The sequence below is a fragment of the Sporomusa sp. genome, from assembly GCF_035561255.1.
In the GTDB taxonomy this organism is placed as follows: domain Bacteria; phylum Bacillota; class Negativicutes; order Sporomusales; family Sporomusaceae; genus Sporomusa.
The window spans coordinates 1-16958 of sequence record NZ_DATMXX010000052.1; the positions used below are offsets into that span (position 1 = coordinate 1).

Below are 16958 nucleotides of genomic sequence, written 5' to 3' on the forward strand. Positions count from 1 at the left end.
CAGGAGGTAATGGATTTAGCCGGTGTTGCGCATCTTGCAGCCATTAAGGGCAGAATTCCGTTTCTACACTTCTTTGATGGATTCAGAACCTCTCATGAAATTCAAAAAGTGGAATGTTTAGCTTATAAAGATCTCAACAAGTTATTGGATGAAGAGGCTTCTGAAGAATTTCGCAAGAACTCCTTAAACCCTGAAAGACCAGTAATGAGAAGTGCGGTAGAGAATCCTGATGTTTTCTTTCAGGCGAGAGAAGCAGCAAATCCTTTTTATGACAAACTGCCGTTTATTGTAGAGGAATATATGAATGAAATCAATAAACTTACAGGCAGAAATTATAGGCTTTTTAATTATTACGGAGCAGAAGACGCGGAATATGTAATTGTTGCCATGGGTTCTGTAAGTGGAGCAATTCAGGAAACAGTAGATGCTTTAAATAAACAGGGGAAAAAAGCAGGGTATCTTCAAGCGCATCTTTACAGACCATTTTCGATGGAACACTTCTTTAGAGAGATACCAGGTACAGTGAAAAAAGTTACTGTTTTAGATCGAACCAAGGAACCGGGTTCATTGGGTGAACCGTTATATCTTGATGTTTGCTCAGCATTTATCGATCAAAAAACAAGACCGCAGATTTTTTCAGGACGGTATGGGTTGTCCTCGAAAGATGTTACTCCGGCCCAAATGGTAGCTGTTTATAATAATATGATGAATGTGGAGCCCAAAAAATACTTTACAGTAGGTATCAATGATGATGTAACTCACTTATCTCTAATGGTAGGGGAAGAACTGGATCTTGCCGATGAGGGAACAATCAGTTGCAAATTTTGGGGTCTTGGCTCCGACGGTACCGTTGGCGCCAATAAGAACTCCATTAAAATCATCGGGGATCATACAGATAGGTATGTTCAAGCCTATTTTGAATACGATACGAAAAAATCCGGTGGGGTTACGAAATCGCACTTGCGTTTTGGGAAAAAAACCATTCGTTCAAGCTATTATGTAAAAATGGCGGATTTTGTAGCATGTCATAATCCGTCTTATATCAATAAATATGACATTGTTTCTGATATTAAAAATAACGGGATCTTCTTATTAAACTGTAGCTGGACAGGTAAAGAGCTGGACGAAAACCTGCCGGCAACTGTAAAGCGAGCATTGGCAAAGAAGAATGTTCAATTTTATATCATTGATGCAACTAAAATTGCCAAAGAGATTGGGCTGGGAAATCGTTCGAACAGCATTCTGCAAGCAGCTTTTTTTAGATTAGCTAATGTGATTCCTGTGCCGCAGGCTGTTGGCTATATGAAAGATGCGATTCTCAAAACCTATGGCAAAAAAGGTGATAAAGTTATCGCTATGAATTATGCAGCGGTAGATCAAGGTGTAGATGGTGTACTGAGAGTAGATGTTCCTGTTTCATGGCTAAATGCAGAAGACGTTGTTACCGGCATGAATGGTGAGAATGGTGATCTACCTGGTTTCATTAAGAATTTAATGATTCCTATGAATGCCCAGAAAGGCGATGACATTCCTGTCAGCCAATTTGTCGGGAGGGAAGACGGTACATTCCCTATGGGAACATCGGCGTTTGATAAAAGAGGTATTGCAGTTGACGTCCCTGAGTGGATTGCGGATAACTGTCTTCAATGCAATCAATGCTCATATGTGTGTCCCCACGCCGCAATAAGGCCTTTTCTGATTGTTGAAGAAGAAACGGCAGCAGCACCACTGGAATATGAAACGAAAAAAGCAAAAGGACCTGGCTTAGAAAGTTATAACTATAGAATGCAGGTAGACGTATTAGACTGCTACGGCTGTGGAAGCTGTGTGCAAGTTTGTCCTGCAAAGGAAAAAGCACTTGTTATGATGCCTTTGGAAAGCCAAAAAGAGGAAATAGTAAATTGGGATTATTCATTAAAACTTTCGCACAAAGACAATCCTTTGGATAAGTTTAGTGTAAAAGGAAGTCAGTTTGAGCAGCCGCTCCTGGAGTTTTCCGGTGCATGCGCAGGCTGTGGTGAAACTCCTTATATGAAACTTTTGACCCAGCTTTACGGCGATAGAATGTATGTGGCCAATGCAACTGGTTGTACCCAGGCCTGGGGTGCGGCAGCACCATGTTTCCCGTACACAGTCAATAAGGATGGCTTCGGTCCTGCGTGGTCAAATTCCTTATTTGAAAACAATGCGGAATTTAGCTTGGGTATGTGCCTGGCAGTAAAACAGCAAAGACAAAGACTTGCCATGAAGTTGGAACAATTATTGAAACTTACTCAGGATGAAGCTCTTAGAGAGGTCATTGCCAAATGGCTGGAACATATTGACGATGGAAACGTTACAAAAGCTGTAAGCAAAGCATTACTAGCATCGTTAGAGCTGGGAAGTCTCACTGATGAGGAACGAGTAGTCAAAGAATACGTATTGAATAACAAAGAACATCTTGTAAAGAAATCGATGTGGATGTATGGCGGTGACGGATGGGCCTATGATATTGGATACGGTGGACTGGATCATGTACTGGCATCAGGAGAAGACGTTAATATTTTAATTGTTGATACAGAGGTATATTCCAATACAGGCGGACAATCTTCAAAAGCGACACCAATTGGTGCGGTTGCACAGTTCGCAGCTTCGGGGAAAAAACTCCAGAAAAAAGATCTTGGGATGCTTGCAATGACTTATGGCTATGTATATGTGGCCCAAGTAGCCATGGGCGCGAATCAGGCTCAATTAATCAAAGCGTTAAAAGAAGCGGAAAGCTATAAAGGTCCATCGCTGGTCATTGCCTATGCGCCATGCATTAGTCACGGTCTGACAAAAGGAATGGGGTATGCCCAACTGGAAGCAAAAAATGCGGTGGAGGCCGGTTACTGGCATCTGTACAGATATAATCCCCTGCTTAAAAAAGAGGGTAAAAATCCATTTGTACTGGATTCGAAAGAACCCCAGGCAAGTTTTAGAGATTTCCTGATGGGCGAAGTAAGATATTCATCATTAGTAAGAAGCTTCCCTGAAGAAGCGGAAGTATTATTTGCGATGGCCGAAAAAGCAGCTGTAGAGAAATATGAGGCTTATAAAAATTTGGCCAGAAAATAGGATGAATGCAAAACAATATCGGAGGTAATGCGATGATAAAAAAGTTTGAAGAAATTATAAAAACTGCACAGGAGAAAGGCCCTAAAACAATTGCTGTGGCAGTCGCACACGATCTTGAAGTGTTGCTCGCAGTTAACAGCGCCAAGGAATTAGGGATTGCTAACGCTATACTGATAGGCAAGGAAGCGGAAATCCGGCAGATAGCGCAAGAAAATCATATCGATATAGATAAGTTTGAAATAATTGAACAAAAAGATAGCACTGAGGCATGTAGAACAGCGGTGCAACTAGTTGCAAAGGGTGAAGCACAAATTGTTATGAAGGGAATGGTAGACACCGCAATAATACTTAAGGCTGTACTTGATAAAGAGTTTGGACTCAGGACGGAAAATGTATTATCTCATGTTGCGGTAGCAGATGTGGCTGGCTATGATAGATTGTTCTATATTACCGATGCAGCGATGAATATTGAACCGGATTTACAGACAAAAAAGCAAATTATTGAAAATGCAGTACAAGTTGCCAAGGCGTTAGGCAATGCTAACCCCAAAGTGGCTTGTGTTTGTGCAGTAGAAAAAGTGAATTTGAAAATGAAGGCAACCCTCGAGGCTGAGGAATTGGTAAAAATGAGTGAAACCGGTGTGTTAACCGGTTGTATAGTTGCAGGGCCACTTGCTCTTGATAATGCAGTATCGATTGAGGCTGCTAAACATAAGGGGATTACAAATCCAGTGGCAGGAAATGCGGAAATCTTGCTAATGCCATTTATAGAAGCAGGCAATATGTTGTATAAATCAATCGTGTTTTTTGCAAAGGGCAAAATAGCAGGGATTATTGTAGGGGCAAAAGTCCCCATTATTTTGACATCAAGGGCGGATTCCGACATCTCAAAGCTCAACTCAATCGCAATCGGTGTTTTGATGGCAAGTCAATATGAGGAGAAAAAAGGTTATGAGAGATAAATTTATAGTATTGGCAATAAATCCTGGGTCAACATCAACAAAAATTTCAGTCTATGACAATGAACAGCTGCTTTTTGAACAGGTAGTAAGATATTCGAATGAGGAATTGGCACCATTTGAAGGTGTTATTGAACAATATGAATTTAGAAAAAATGGGATACTCAAAATCCTGGCGGAAAACAGCATAGCTATTGATACCCTGGATGCCGTAGTTGGGCGCGGCGGGCTGTTAAAGCCCATCGAAGGCGGCACTTATGCAGTTAACAAAGCCATGATCGAAGATTTGCGTCTTGCCCAAAGAGGTGAGCACGCCTCGAATTTAGGCGGAATTATTGCGAAGGAAATCGCTGATACCCTTACTATTCCTTCGTTTATCGTTGATCCGGTTGTGGTGGATGAACTTGCCGATATCGCGAGAGTATCTGGCCTGCCGGACTGTGACAGAATAAGTATTTTTCATGCGCTAAATCAGAAGGCGGTTGCCCGGGGAATCTCAAAAGAATTGGGCAAGTCATATGATGAAATTAATTTAATTGTTGCCCATATGGGTGGTGGGATAACAGTAGGTGTTCATCAAGGCGGGAGAGTCATTGATGTTAATGACGGTCTTTACGGTGAAGGTCCATTTACGCCGGAACGAGCAGGCGGAATTCCTACTGGACACTTAATTAAGCTATGCTTCTCAGGAAAGTATTCGATGAGCGAAGTTAATAAACTAATTGCTGGCAAGGGCGGTTTGGTGGCCTATTTAGGTACAAATGATGGCAGAGAAGTTGGAAAAATGATCGAAGCGGGTAATGAGAAAGCAAAACTGGTTTATGAAGCGATGGCCTATCAGATTGCAAAAGAGATTGCGGCGGGTTCAGCCGTATTATCCGGAGTGGTAGATGCTGTCATTCTAACTGGCGGCCTTGCTTATGATAAGATGCTAGTCAAACTGATTGCAGATCGGGTAAGTTTTATTGCAGACGTAAAAGTGGTTCCCGGAGAAAATGAAATGATTGCTTTGGCAGAAGGGGCATTACGCGTGCTTAGAAGCGAGGAGCAAGCAAAGGAATACAAATAAATCTATTATACGGGGTTGCTTAATTTAAGTAGCCCCGCGGAAATCACCGATAAAACCGATATTAATAGATGCGGTTGGGGTACTGAGGGATACTGGAGGAGAAGAAGTATGTTGAACGAGCAAATCGTAAAGAAGCTGCGAGATATAGTTGGCAAAGACGATGTGTTTACAGCGAAAGAGGATCTAATTTGCTACTCTTACGATTCGACGTGGATATCTCACCTGCCTGACGCTGTGGTTGCGCCTGCCAGCACCAAGGAGATCGCCTTGGTCGTGAAATTGGCCAACGAACAAAAAATACCAATAGTTCCGCGTGGCGGTGGGACAAACCTTTCAGCTGGTTCTGTGCCGATCGAGGGCGGGATTGTCATTGCTCTGCACCGGATGAACAAGATATTGGAGATCGACACCGACAACCTCACGGCGACACTTGAGCCAGGCGTAATAACGGCGGCGCTGCACAAGGCCGTTGAGAAAGTAGGGCTTTTTTATCCGCCCGATCCATCAAGTATGTTTATGTCTACCCTTGGTGGGAATGTCGCCGAGAATGCCGGCGGACCACGGGGCGTCAAATATGGTATTACCCGCGATTATGTCCAGGGTCTGGAAGTGGTCACCCCTACGGGAGGCATAGTTCGGTGTGGAGGCAAGACTATCAAAAATGTCAGTGGATATGATTTGATGCGGCTTTTCACCGGCTCAGAAGGAACGCTGGGAATCATTACGGAAATTACCGTCAGACTATTGCCGTTGCCGGAAGCTAAACGGACCTTGTTAGCCGTATTTGACAGTCTAGACGTTGCGGCCAAAGCGGTTTCAGATGTAATTAAAAATCGAATTATTCCTACTTCCCTCGAACTAATGGATAATAATGCCATGAAACTAATAGAGGCGTTCAAACCTGTTGGCTTGCCGTTGGACGCAGACGGCGTCATATTGATTGAGGTGGATGGCAGCACCGATGAGGTCGGCAGGCAAATCGAAAAAGTCGCAGAAACCTGCAAAGCTTGTGGCGCCCGTGAGGTAAAGATCGCTCAGGATGCGGACCAGGCGGCCAAGTTGTGGGAAGGGCGGCGCTCGGCTTTCGGGGTGATGGCCAAGAGCGCGCCCACGGTCATCACTGAAGACGCCACTGTGCCTCGCAGCAAAGTGCCTGATATCGTCCGCGCCATCCAGCAGATCGCTGCCAAATACCAGCTGAATATTCCCATTTTGGGTCATACCGGCGACGGGAATATGCACCCGATCATTCTGACCGACGAGCGCAATAAAGAAGAAATGAAGCGCGTCGAGTTGGCGATTGACGAAATGTTCCGGGCGGCGTTGGACATGGGAGGAACTCTCAGCGGAGAACACGGAATCGGTATAGTCAAACAAAAATATATGCAATGGGAGTTTGGCGACGAGGGTATCGCGCTCATGCGTGCGATTAAACAGGCGGTCGATCCTAACAATATTTTAAATCCCGGAAAAATGTTCATACGAGGTGAACAAACATGACACAGTCTATCAGCGATTTTCAAGAGGAATCGTTCAAATGTATCCGATGCGGACTGTGTCAGATGGTATGTCCGATCTATGCGGAGCTTGGCTCGGAACCGGCCGTGGCCCGTGGCAAGGTTAGACTGGTAAAGGAACTAATTGATGGTAACATTACGGCTTCGCCACGTCTCAAAGAAATCATGGAACTGTGCCTTAACTGTAAAGCCTGTGTAGCCAACTGCCCACCTATGGTGAATACGGATAAACTGGTTTTAGCGGCCAGAGCCCACATTGCCGAAAAGGATGGACTGCCTTTCCCCGTCAAAGCGGCGCTGCATAATTTTCTGCCCAGCAATGATATGCAGGGATTCGCGGCCCAAATAGCTTACTTTTATCAAACTTCCGGACTGCAGAAGCTGGTGCGGGCCAGTGGCATTATCGGAGCCGTCTCCGCGGATATGGCCCAGCAGGAAAGACTGATGCCAAATTTTGCACCCCGAACTTTCCGCAGCATCCTTTCTCAGCGGCCGCAAAAAAAAAGCGGCAAAATCCGGGTGGCCTATTTTCTCAGCTGCATGACCAATATGGTCAATCCTGCTCTAGGGGGAGCGGTTATTGACGTGCTCGAGCGTCATGGTTGCGAAGTCATCGTCCCGCCGGACGTCCAATGCTGCGGTACGCCCCACCTGGCTTACGGCGATAGGGAGATGGCGAAAAAACTGGCGGCTCACAACGTCAAGTTATTGACGGAAATTGGCGCAGAGGCAATCGTCGTGGATTGCGCGACCTGCGGCGGCACCCTGAAAGAATACGGGGAATTGCTGCCGGAGGCGGCCGATTTCACCCAAAAAGTTCGTGACGTATCGGAATTCCTGGTAGACACCATTGGCGTCAAAGCAGGGAACAAACCTATTGAGACAATCGTGACCTACCACGACTCATGCCATCTGAACCGGGGCCAGGGAGTCAAAGCGCAACCGCGTGAAATCCTCAAAGCCATACCAGGTCTAATATTCAATGAAATGCCGGAATCGGACCGGTGCTGTGGCGGTGCTGGCAGCTTCGGCATGACCCACTACGAACTGTCACAACGTATTCTGGATCGGAAACTCAACAACGCAGCAACTGTAAATGCTGCCATAATCGCAACAGGGTGCCCCGCGTGCCGAATGCAGATAAATCATGGTATAGCCTGCAGAAATCTGCCGATGACAGTAGAACATCCAATTGAACTATTGGCTAAAACCTTCTAGAAGGAATGCTATGCCCTAAGATAATATAACTTGCATTTCGGGAAGATCTATACAAGTGCTTCCAATAATATAAAAAGCTTTAGGAGGAATGAGTTATGCCGAAACCGGTTATTCGAGAGGAAAGGTGTAAAGGGTGCGGGCTGTGTGTCGATGCATGCCCCAAGGACATTATTGTTATGTCCTCGGATTTTAATGCCAAAGGCTATCATCCTGCGTCTTGCCCTGATGATTCACAATGTGTAGGATGCGTTCTCTGTGCAAGGGCCTGTCCAGATGTAGTAATTGAGATATACGAATAGATTGGGAGTGAAAAAATGTCAGAGAAAGTATTGATGAAAGGTAATGAAGCGATCGGCGAGGCAGCTGTTATCGCTGGTTGCAGGTACTATTTTGGATATCCAATCACACCGCAATCAGAGCTAATCGAATATATGGCAAAGCGTTTACCGCAAGTCAAAGGTGTATTTTTGCAAGCTGAGAGCGAAGTTGCGGCAATCAATATGGTTTATGGTGCCGCTGGTGCAGGAGCCAGAGTCATGACTTCCTCATCAAGTCCGGGAGTGAGTCTTAAACAAGAAGGAATTTCATATATTGCAGCCGGTGAATTGCCTTGTGTAATTGTGAACATTATGAGAGGTGGGCCAGGACTAGGCGGCATACAGCCTGGGCAGGCCGACTATTTTCAGGCGACTAAAGGTGGCGGTCATGGTGACTACCACTGTATCGTGGTTGCGCCGAACAGCGTGCAGGAAATGGCTGAACTAACAGTACACGCTTTTAATCTTGCGGATCAATACCGCAACCCGGTAATGATTTTAAGCGATGGTGCTCTCGGCCAAATGATGGAACCAGTTAACTTTCATGATCTCCCGGTAATTCCTGTGGATAAGCCATGGGCTACAACCGGCATGGGTGAACGGGATAAACCTAATATGATCGATACTCTTCGGCTTAAGCCTGATGAGTTAGAAGAATTGAACAATACGCTGCAAAACAAGTATGCATTACTTCAAAAACGGGAAGTTCGTTGGGAAGAAACTTTTACTGAAGATGCAGAGCTGGTACTTGTGGCTTATGGAATATCGTCGCGTATTGCGTATTCAGCGATGGAAATAGCAAGAGAACAGGGGTATAAGGTTGGTCTGTTCCGGCCCGTTACCTTGTGGCCTTTCCCGAAAGATGCTTTAGCGAAAGCTGTAAATAATGCGTCAGATGTTTTAACGATCGAGCTCAGTGCGGGGCAGATGGTTGAAGATGTTAACCTTGCAATCAGATGTTCCAAGCCGGTTCACTTCTATGGCCGCACTGGCGGCATGATGATGAGTCCTCAGGATGTTTACGAACAAATAGTCGAAATATTTAGAATAAAAGGGGGCAAATAACAATGGCGGAAAAGTTGTTTGCTAGACCGCAAGCGTTGACCGATGTGTCGACTCACTACTGCCCTGGTTGTCAACATGGAATAATTCATCGATTAGTGGCAGAAGTGATTGATGAATTAGGAATACAGAAAAAAACGATAGGTGTCGTACCTGTTGGCTGCTCAGTATTGGCAGATCAGTATTTTGACATAGATTCTCAACAAGCAGCTCACGGTCGGGCCCCGGCAGTTGCCACCGGCATTAAACGTGTACATCCGGAAAATGTTGTATTTACCTACCAGGGAGACGGCGATATTGCCGCGATCGGCATGGCCGAAGTAGTGCATGCAGCCGCGCGTGGTGAAAAGATAACGACGATATTTGTAAATAACGCTATCTATGGAATGACTGGCGGGCAAATGGCGCCAACTACGCTGGTAAATCAAGTAACAGCGACATCTCCCTATGGCCGCCAGCTTTCATCAGCCGGGTCACCGATACGTTTGTCCGAGTTGCTGGCAACCCTTGATGGGGCTAGGTATATTGCACGTGTTTCAGTCAACGACCCGGCTAATATGATTAAAGCAAAAACAGCGATCAAAACAGCTTTTGAGGTTCAAATTCGCGGGGAAGGTTTTTCGTTAGTAGAAGTATTGGCTACATGCCCGACAAACTGGGGGAAGTCTCCGGTAGAAGCTAAAAAATGGTTGAAGGAAAATATGTTACCACAATTCCCACTTGGCATCTATAAAAATATTGAGGGGGTGAAATAATGAGGCACGAAATTATTATGTCAGGCTTTGGCGGGCAAGGGGTCATGGTTATGGGGCAACTTCTGACCTATGCGGGGATGTTGGAAAATAAAAATGTATCATGGATGCCTTCCTACGGCCCTGAAATGCGGGGCGGGACCGCCAATTGCTCTGTCATTGTTGCCGATGCATCTGTGGGTGCACCCATTGTTACCAAGCCGACGGCGGCAGTAATAATGAACTTGCCATCACTAGACAAATTCGAAGCAACAATCAAGGCAAACGGGGCTATGATTATTAATAGTTCGCTGGTTAATAAGCAGGTACAACGCGATGATATCAAGACCTATCTTGTACCTATTAACGAAATCGCAAATGAGTTGGGTAATGTAAAAATGATAAATATGGTGGCTTTAGGAGCATTATTGGCAGCCACAGATGTGGTAGAAAAGGAAACACTCATGAATGCCTTTGCAAAGAAATTTGCTTCGAAGCCCGGAATAGTATCTGCAAACCAAGAAGCTCTTAACAAGGGCTACGATTTCGTAATGGAGCTTAAAGCAAATTAGTTAATTATTCGGTTTAATGAAACGATGTAAGGAGGAAGGAGGTTATAACTGTAGATGTTGGGTATTAGATCCAATGCTTAAGTTTAGGAGGTGTTTTTTATGCCGGAAACCGTATTTGAGTTTGGTTATGGAAGTAGCAAGATAACAGTAGGTCTGCCACAAGAAAAGATTATCAACAATGTTTTGGGCAAGCCTTGTCAGGCAATTATTGACGTGCCGGGGGCAGTACGCGAGGCTCTCCGCAATCCGATCGGAACTCCGCCGCTTAGGGAGGTTGTAAAATCTGGTGATAAGGTTGCGGTGGTGGTCAGTGACATTACTCGTGCTTGGGTCAAATTTGATCAGTTTCTTCCGGTGTTATTAGATGAATTGAACGATGCAGGCATTCCCGATCAGAGTATATTCATTGTCATCGCTCCTGGTGCTCACCGTTTGAATACCAAAGAAGAGTTTGTTGTGCTGTGTGGAAAGCAGGTTTGCCAGAGGGTCGCCATCTATAACCACGACTGCCATAACCAAGATGAGCTGGTATACACTGGTAAGACCAAGAGTGGAGTAGATTGTTACATAAATAAGAGCGTAGCTGAGGCAGACAAGGTGATTTTGACTGGTGGCATTGTTCACCACCTAATGGCTGGTTTCGGCGGTGGACGCAAAGCGGTATTACCTGGTATTAGCGGGTTTAAGACTATTCAAGGCAATCACCTTTTTTGCATGAATAAAGAAGTGGGCCAGGGTCTAAACCCGAGCTGTATTTCCGGTAAGCTTGACGGAAATGCAATGAATGAAGACATGGTTGAGCAAGCTGCTTTGGCGAAGCCTGACTTTTTACTAAATGCAGTGTTTACGCCGAGAATAAATTTGCCAAGTTTGTGGCCGGACACTGGTATGAGGCTTGGTTGGCCGGTACAAAAATAGTAGATGAAATATACGGTGTTCCCATTACTGCACAAGCTGATTTGGTAGTCTCTTCTGCCGGTGGCTTTCCCAAAGACATTAACCTATACCAGGGGGTAAAGACAATTGACAATGCCTATATGGCTGCAAAACCAGGCGGCGTTGTTATTTGTTTCATGGAACTGCCAGATATTATGGAGCCGGCTGAATTTAGTGATTGGTTTAAATATCCGACAATGCTGGAGCATGAGATGGTTCTGCGGGCTAATTTTACAATTCCCGGATTTCTGGCTTACAGGTTATTGGATATAGCTCGCCAGTTGTCGTTAATCATTGTTACAAAAAAAGAAAATGCCGAATTTATTAGAAAGGCTGGCATGATTCCAGCGGTTACGACCGAAGAAGCGCTCACGATTGCCAAAGAGAAGCTGGGGCGTAAAGATTACACTATTACCGTGATGACCACCGCCGCAAATACAGTGCCTGTGCTGAAATAAGTATTCGAAGTATCGGTTAAATGTATCGATGAAAGAACTTATAGTTAAAGGCAAGAGTATTCATTAAGTTTGTGTTAAATGGAAAAGGGGGCCGAAAACATGAAAAATTTCAGATGGGTTTTAGCGGTATTGATGTTCCTTATAACTTTTATGTCTTATATGGATCGGGTAAACTTATCGGTTGCTACGCCTGAAATTATGCGAGAATTTAATTTCACGAAGATGGATATTGGCTTTTTCCAAACAGTTTTTTTTATGGGGTATGCCGCGATGCAAGTGCCGGGGGGCATACTGGCAGAGTACTTTCGTCATCGAATAGTTGTTGTGGCTGCCGTTACCTGGTGGTCGGTGTTTACGGCCCTTACTGCCGCAGCTAGCACATTTTCACAGTGGGTGATCGTCAGAGGTGCATTTGGGCTAGGGGAGGGGCCAGTTTATCCGGCGCTCAGTACTTTTGTTGCTAGGTGGTTTAATCCGGCTGAAAAGGGGAAAGCATCTTCAATTATGCTTAGCGGTGCTTTTGTTGGTCCGGTATTTGGGCCCGCGATTACTGTCGCGTTGATGCTAGCTTTTGGCTGGCGTTCCGTATTTGTAATCTTTGGTTTGGCAGGTCTTTTTATTGCATTAGGGTGGATGATATTTGCGAAGAATTCCCCGAAAGAAAGTCCTTACGTGTCTGCGGCGGAATTGAAGTACATTGACGAGGGCCGTAATGCGGCAGATGAGGATAAGAAAGAGCTTGCCCCGTGGAAAAGTTTTATCACTTCAACTCAATTTTGGGCAATAGGGATTCAATATTTCATTGTAGACTATATCATGTATGTGTATCTTGCTTGGCTGCCCTTATATCTTATGGAGGCTCAGAATTTTTCGCTGGCAAAAATGGGTATTGCCGCTTCGTTTCCGTGGGCTGCATTGTGTATTGTGACACTCTCAGTAGGTGCATTCAGCGACAGGTTGGTGGCGGCAGGTGCTTCTAAAGCTAAAGCGAGGTCTTACCTTGGAATAACAGGATTAGTGTTGTGTTCGTTGTTCCTCTATTTGGGGGCCATTGCCACTAATCCAACGATGAATGTTTTTTGGCTTACCTTGTCACTAGGATCTCTTGGCCTGGCGTTCCCTGCAGGATGGTCAGCGTGTATCGATCTTGGTGGGAAATTCTCGGGTTCTGTTTCAGGGTGGATGAATTTTTGGGGTAATATTGGTGGATGCATAGCTCCATTACTTACCGCATGGATAGCAACGAATTATGGTTGGCAGGCTGCTATAATCGTAACAGCGTTGTCTGCAGTAATTGGGATTATTGCTTGGTTATTTGTTAAACCTGATATTCCACTTCAACGTAGCGAAGTAATACACACTGGGTCCTCAAAAAGATATCATTAGTATTCGAAATATTTTAGATATTAAAAATTTACAATAAATTGTCTATAGCCTGGCCTCAGAAGTTAAACCTGCCAATATGATGGCAGGTATATGACAAATCTGTGGCCAGGTGAGTTATTAGCCATACAAGCCGGGAGCGGCAATGGGAGAGTGGCGGGGCGGTCCTTTAACGGGTGTGACATAGGTGGTAGTAATTCTCATAGTCGCTAAAAGTGAATGTATGTAAATGATTAATTTGTGAGGAGGGAATTTATGTACGCAGAAACCGTTAAGTTTCCTAAAATGGCTAGGGTTAAACAAATCATAGCACAGTCAGCTATTAAAGATATTAGAAGCGCAGTCAGCGAAGAAGTGAAGCGAATTAACATAGCAGACCTTATCAAGCCTGGGGAGAAAGTAGGTATAACTGTTGGGAGTCGTGGTATAGCTAACTTAAAAGTTATCGTGGAGGCGCTTATTGAGGAAGTAAAGCAGGTAGGTGGGGAACCCTTTATTCTACCGGCAATGGGTTCGCACGGCGGTGGTACGGCTGAAGGACAGATAGAAATGCTTAAGTCTCTAGGGATCAGTTCGGAAACAATGAATGTTCCTGTCATTGCCTGCGGTGAAGCCACTCAGATCGGGACAACCCAACAAGGAATACCAGTCTATGTTAATGAAATAACACGGTCGGAAAAATTAGATAAGATCATTATATTTAACCGAGTAAAGGAACATACCGAATTTGAAGGAGATATCGAGAGTGGCATCCACAAGATTTGTGCAATAGGGATTGGTAACCCGCAAGGTGCTTTAACTGTGCATCAATATTCGCTGGATTTTGGTTATGAAAAAGCCATTACTGAGGTCGGTGCATATATCATTAAGCACTTGCCAGTGGCCTTCGCCTTTGCTTCGGTAGAAAATTATTATCACAAAACAGCCCACATCAAAGCAATGTTGCCTGATGAAATCGCTGATGAAGAAAAAAAGTTGTTAAAGTTGGCGAAATCCAGTCTTGGTAAGATACCTTTCGAGGAATTAGATGTTCTTATTATTGATGAAATGGGAAAAAACGTCAGTGGTTCAGGTATGGATACTAACGTTATCGGAAGAATTCTGGTGTTTGGTCAGAAAGAACCGGAAAAACCTGTCATTAAAAGAATTGTTGTACTAGATACCACGGAAGAAAGCCATGGTATGGCTACTGGTATTGGTCTGGCAGACTTTACGACCAAGAAACTGGTAGATAAACTGGATCTATGGTCTACTTATTTTAATTGCATTACGGCTCAGGCTCCAGAAAAAGGCCGACTACCCATCTACTTTGTTACGGAAAAAGATAGTATTGGGGCAGCTCTGACTTGTATTGGCATTACTAAGTCAGAAAATGCCAGAGTCGTCCATATTCGCAATACTAATGAAGTTGAGGTTATTGAGGTTTCTGAAAGCCTGGTTCAAGAAGTGTTGGATAGATCAAACTTGCAATTACTTGAAGAACTAAAACCAATGCAGTTTGATGAGGCAGGAAACATCCTTAGAATTTTAAAGTAAAAACAAGAGTAACTAAAAGAGCAAGAATCAAAATAATAAGCTCACATATGCTTAGATCTACTGTTTATTTTTACTCCTTTTATTTTTTACCTAAATGCATTTTTTGTATAATGAGGAGTAAACTTTTTTTAGTAATTAATAGAGTAAAAAGGGTAACAGGAGAGGATATTCTATGAACAGTTTGCGCACAAAAGCAGTAGCCACAATATGCGCTATTTGTTTTTTTACGGTAGCCATTTTAGTGGGGTATAACTTGTATCGTATGAAACTTGAAACACAAAACAACATATCCTTAATGCGTCAAGCCATGATGGAGCAGTTTGAGCGGACTTTGAAACTGCAGGTAGAGAGTGCAGTAAGCATCATCGAAGCGGTTTATAAAGAACAGCAACAAGGTATTCTCACGGAGTTAGATGCTAAAAAGAAGGCGACCGATATTATCCGCGAGATTCGATATGACAATGGAAATTATCTATGGGTAGATACCTACGAGGGCTTTAACATTGTTTTATTGGGTAATAAGAACTTTGAAGGCAAGTCACGTTGGGACTTTAGGGATGCCAAGGACAATCTAGTTGTACAGGATTTGTTTAACGCAGCCAAAGCAAACGGTGGTGGTGGTTTTAGCGATTATTGGTTCCCTAAACCAGGGCAGAATGAGCCTTTGCCTAAGCGCGGCTATGTTAAGATGTTTGAGCCTTACCACTGGACAGTGGGAACTGGGGCTTGGTATGATTCTATTGATGCTGCCATTATCATGCGTCAGCGCGAGTATGAAGAAGCCATGCAAATTTCTATGATGACTCAGGGAAGTATTGGTATAATCTCCCTCTTAATAGCTTGCGGATTAACCTTAATCTTGGTACGATCTTTAATTAGTCCTTTGCACCACACACAAACCGTTGTTAGCGAAATGGCAACAGGTAATTTAAGGGTAAGCATAGATGCGCGTGTTTTACAACGCAAAGATGAGATCGGATTTTTGGCAAATGCTTTCAGCAATATGAATACTAATTTCAAACGCCTTATCACTCAAGTTGCGCAATCTGCCGAGCAAATTGCTGCCTCCTCCCAACAATTCACGGCTAACACCGATCAGTCCGCACAAGCGGCTAATCAAATTGCCGCCTCCATTGTCAATGTGGCGAAAGGTGCTGAGCAGCAGCTTGTTGCTGCGGAAAATACGAGCACAGTAGTAGAGGCGATGTCTTTAGCAATTGAGAAAATAGCAGCTAGTGCCAACAATGTCGCATCCCAATCCGCCAAAGCTGCTGATACTGCGCACGACGGCAGGAAATCTGTCGAACAAGCAGTTAGCCAAATGGGGCATATTGAACAGACAGTTAATGCCTCTGCCAAGGTAGTAGCCAAGCTGGGAGAACGATCCCATGAAATTGGCCAAATTATTGATACTATCTCCGGCATCGCTGGACAAACAAATCTTTTAGCACTTAATGCCGCTATTGAAGCAGCCCGAGCCGGAGAACAAGGTAAAGGCTTTGCCGTTGTGGCAGAGGAAGTAAGAAAACTGGCCGAACAGTCGCAAGAAGCTGCAAAACAAATTGGGAAGCTAATCACTGAGATTAAGGGAGAAACCGACAAAGCGGTGGCGTCCATGAATGAAGGCAATAGCGAAGTGAAAATTGGAGCCGAAGCGGTAAATATTGCGGGTCACACATTTACCGCAATTGCAGGTATGGTAACTGAAGTATCGGCCCAAGTACAGGAGATTTTCGTAGCTATCAAGCAAATGGCTGGTGTTAGTCAACAAATCGTCACCGAAGTAAAACAAATCGACAACTTGAGTAAAAATGCGGCTGGAGAAGCACAAATGGTATCTGCAGCCACGGAGGAACAATCGGCCTCCATGCAAGAGATTGCATCTTCTAGTCAAGATTTGGCCAAATTGGCCCAGGATCTTCAGCTGACGATTCAACAATTTCGGGTTTAGAAACCCTCACGCATTTAAAGCTAGACTATATCAGGACATTAGAGAAAGCGCATCCAGGTGACACTGAATCCACTGACTTTAGAGCGGAACAAGTGCTTTAAACGCAACAGGTCTATAGTAGGCTGCTGATGATATAATACATAGAATATTGAT

The 16958-nt window shown here is 44.3% G+C and carries 14 protein-coding genes; all 14 read left to right on the top strand.

Translation table 11 applies throughout. The features are described 5' to 3' along the window. Positions 1 to 9: 9 nt before the first annotated feature. On the top strand, positions 10 to 3096 hold the full coding sequence (nifJ, locus tag VN379_RS02840; RefSeq protein WP_325530585.1) for a pyruvate:ferredoxin (flavodoxin) oxidoreductase: 3087 nt from the start codon (positions 10 to 12) through the stop codon (positions 3094 to 3096). Between the two features lie 32 nt (positions 3097 to 3128). After that, positions 3129 to 4058, top strand: coding sequence for a phosphate butyryltransferase (locus VN379_RS02845; RefSeq protein WP_325530587.1), 930 nt, complete (start codon positions 3129 to 3131; stop codon positions 4056 to 4058). Beyond that, entirely contained in the window at positions 4048 to 5124 is a 1077-nt protein-coding gene (gene buk, locus VN379_RS02850; protein WP_325530589.1) for a butyrate kinase, read from the top strand. Before VN379_RS02845 ends, buk begins: the two co-directional genes overlap by 11 nt. A 108-nt stretch (positions 5125 to 5232) precedes the next feature. After that, the gene (locus VN379_RS02855; RefSeq protein WP_325530591.1) at positions 5233 to 6624 is read left to right on the top strand and encodes an FAD-binding oxidoreductase; all 1392 of its coding nucleotides are present in this window, start codon (positions 5233 to 5235) and stop codon (positions 6622 to 6624) included. Further along, positions 6621 to 7859: a (Fe-S)-binding protein gene (locus VN379_RS02860; RefSeq protein ID WP_325530593.1), complete on the top strand. Its 1239-nt coding sequence runs from the start codon at positions 6621 to 6623 to the stop codon at positions 7857 to 7859. Before VN379_RS02855 ends, VN379_RS02860 begins: the two co-directional genes overlap by 4 nt. Positions 7860 to 7954: 95 nt before the next feature. After that, positions 7955 to 8158, top strand: coding sequence for a 4Fe-4S dicluster domain-containing protein (locus tag VN379_RS02865; RefSeq protein WP_325530595.1), 204 nt, complete (start codon positions 7955 to 7957; stop codon positions 8156 to 8158). 15 nt (positions 8159 to 8173) lie between these two features. Then, positions 8174 to 9241: a 3-methyl-2-oxobutanoate dehydrogenase subunit VorB gene (locus VN379_RS02870; RefSeq protein WP_325530597.1), complete on the top strand. Its 1068-nt coding sequence runs from the start codon at positions 8174 to 8176 to the stop codon at positions 9239 to 9241. Positions 9242 to 9243: 2 nt separating this feature from the next. Further along, positions 9244 to 9993 carry a thiamine pyrophosphate-dependent enzyme gene (locus VN379_RS02875; protein ID WP_325530599.1) on the top strand — a complete coding sequence of 250 codons (750 nt, stop codon included), beginning with the start codon at positions 9244 to 9246 and terminating at the stop codon, positions 9991 to 9993. Further along, a complete protein-coding gene (locus VN379_RS02880) occupies positions 9993 to 10541 on the top strand; it encodes a 2-oxoacid:acceptor oxidoreductase family protein (RefSeq protein ID WP_325530601.1) in 549 nt (182 codons plus the stop codon). The genes VN379_RS02875 and VN379_RS02880 overlap by 1 nt, the downstream gene beginning before the upstream one ends. Positions 10542 to 10640: 99 nt before the next feature. Beyond that, entirely contained in the window at positions 10641 to 11459 is an 819-nt protein-coding gene (gene larA / locus VN379_RS02885) for a nickel-dependent lactate racemase (RefSeq protein ID WP_325530603.1), read from the top strand. Further along, positions 11441 to 11935: a hypothetical protein gene (locus tag VN379_RS02890; protein WP_325530605.1), complete on the top strand. Its 495-nt coding sequence runs from the start codon at positions 11441 to 11443 to the stop codon at positions 11933 to 11935. The genes larA and VN379_RS02890 overlap by 19 nt, the downstream gene beginning before the upstream one ends. Before the next feature lie 99 nt (positions 11936 to 12034). Beyond that, positions 12035 to 13321: an MFS transporter gene (locus tag VN379_RS02895; RefSeq protein ID WP_325530607.1), complete on the top strand. Its 1287-nt coding sequence runs from the start codon at positions 12035 to 12037 to the stop codon at positions 13319 to 13321. 252 nt (positions 13322 to 13573) lie between these two features. Beyond that, on the top strand, positions 13574 to 14854 hold the full coding sequence (locus VN379_RS02900) for a lactate racemase domain-containing protein (RefSeq protein WP_325530609.1): 1281 nt from the start codon (positions 13574 to 13576) through the stop codon (positions 14852 to 14854). A 172-nt stretch (positions 14855 to 15026) separates the two neighbouring features. Further along, entirely contained in the window at positions 15027 to 16805 is a 1779-nt protein-coding gene (locus VN379_RS02905; protein ID WP_325530611.1) for a methyl-accepting chemotaxis protein, read from the top strand. Positions 16806 to 16958: the final 153 nt, after the last annotated feature.

What these genes read in the sequence shown, in the direction of transcription:
- VN379_RS02860 (WP_325530593.1), top strand. Translation starts at nt 6,621, where the DNA reads ATGACACAGTCTATCAGCGATTTTCAAGAGGAATCGTTCAAATGTATC.
- VN379_RS02875 (WP_325530599.1), top strand. Translation starts at nt 9,244, where the DNA reads ATGGCGGAAAAGTTGTTTGCTAGACCGCAAGCGTTGACCGATGTGTCG.
- VN379_RS02870 (WP_325530597.1), top strand. Translation starts at nt 8,174, where the DNA reads ATGTCAGAGAAAGTATTGATGAAAGGTAATGAAGCGATCGGCGAGGCA.
- VN379_RS02905 (WP_325530611.1), top strand. Translation starts at nt 15,027, where the DNA reads ATGAACAGTTTGCGCACAAAAGCAGTAGCCACAATATGCGCTATTTGT.
- VN379_RS02865 (WP_325530595.1), top strand. Translation starts at nt 7,955, where the DNA reads ATGCCGAAACCGGTTATTCGAGAGGAAAGGTGTAAAGGGTGCGGGCTG.
- VN379_RS02855 (WP_325530591.1), top strand. Translation starts at nt 5,233, where the DNA reads ATGTTGAACGAGCAAATCGTAAAGAAGCTGCGAGATATAGTTGGCAAA.
- nifJ (WP_325530585.1), top strand. Translation starts at nt 10, where the DNA reads ATGGATTTAGCCGGTGTTGCGCATCTTGCAGCCATTAAGGGCAGAATT.
- VN379_RS02880 (WP_325530601.1), top strand. Translation starts at nt 9,993, where the DNA reads ATGAGGCACGAAATTATTATGTCAGGCTTTGGCGGGCAAGGGGTCATG.
- VN379_RS02900 (WP_325530609.1), top strand. Translation starts at nt 13,574, where the DNA reads ATGTACGCAGAAACCGTTAAGTTTCCTAAAATGGCTAGGGTTAAACAA.
- buk (WP_325530589.1), top strand. Translation starts at nt 4,048, where the DNA reads ATGAGAGATAAATTTATAGTATTGGCAATAAATCCTGGGTCAACATCA.
- VN379_RS02895 (WP_325530607.1), top strand. Translation starts at nt 12,035, where the DNA reads ATGAAAAATTTCAGATGGGTTTTAGCGGTATTGATGTTCCTTATAACT.
- larA (WP_325530603.1), top strand. Translation starts at nt 10,641, where the DNA reads ATGCCGGAAACCGTATTTGAGTTTGGTTATGGAAGTAGCAAGATAACA.
- VN379_RS02845 (WP_325530587.1), top strand. Translation starts at nt 3,129, where the DNA reads ATGATAAAAAAGTTTGAAGAAATTATAAAAACTGCACAGGAGAAAGGC.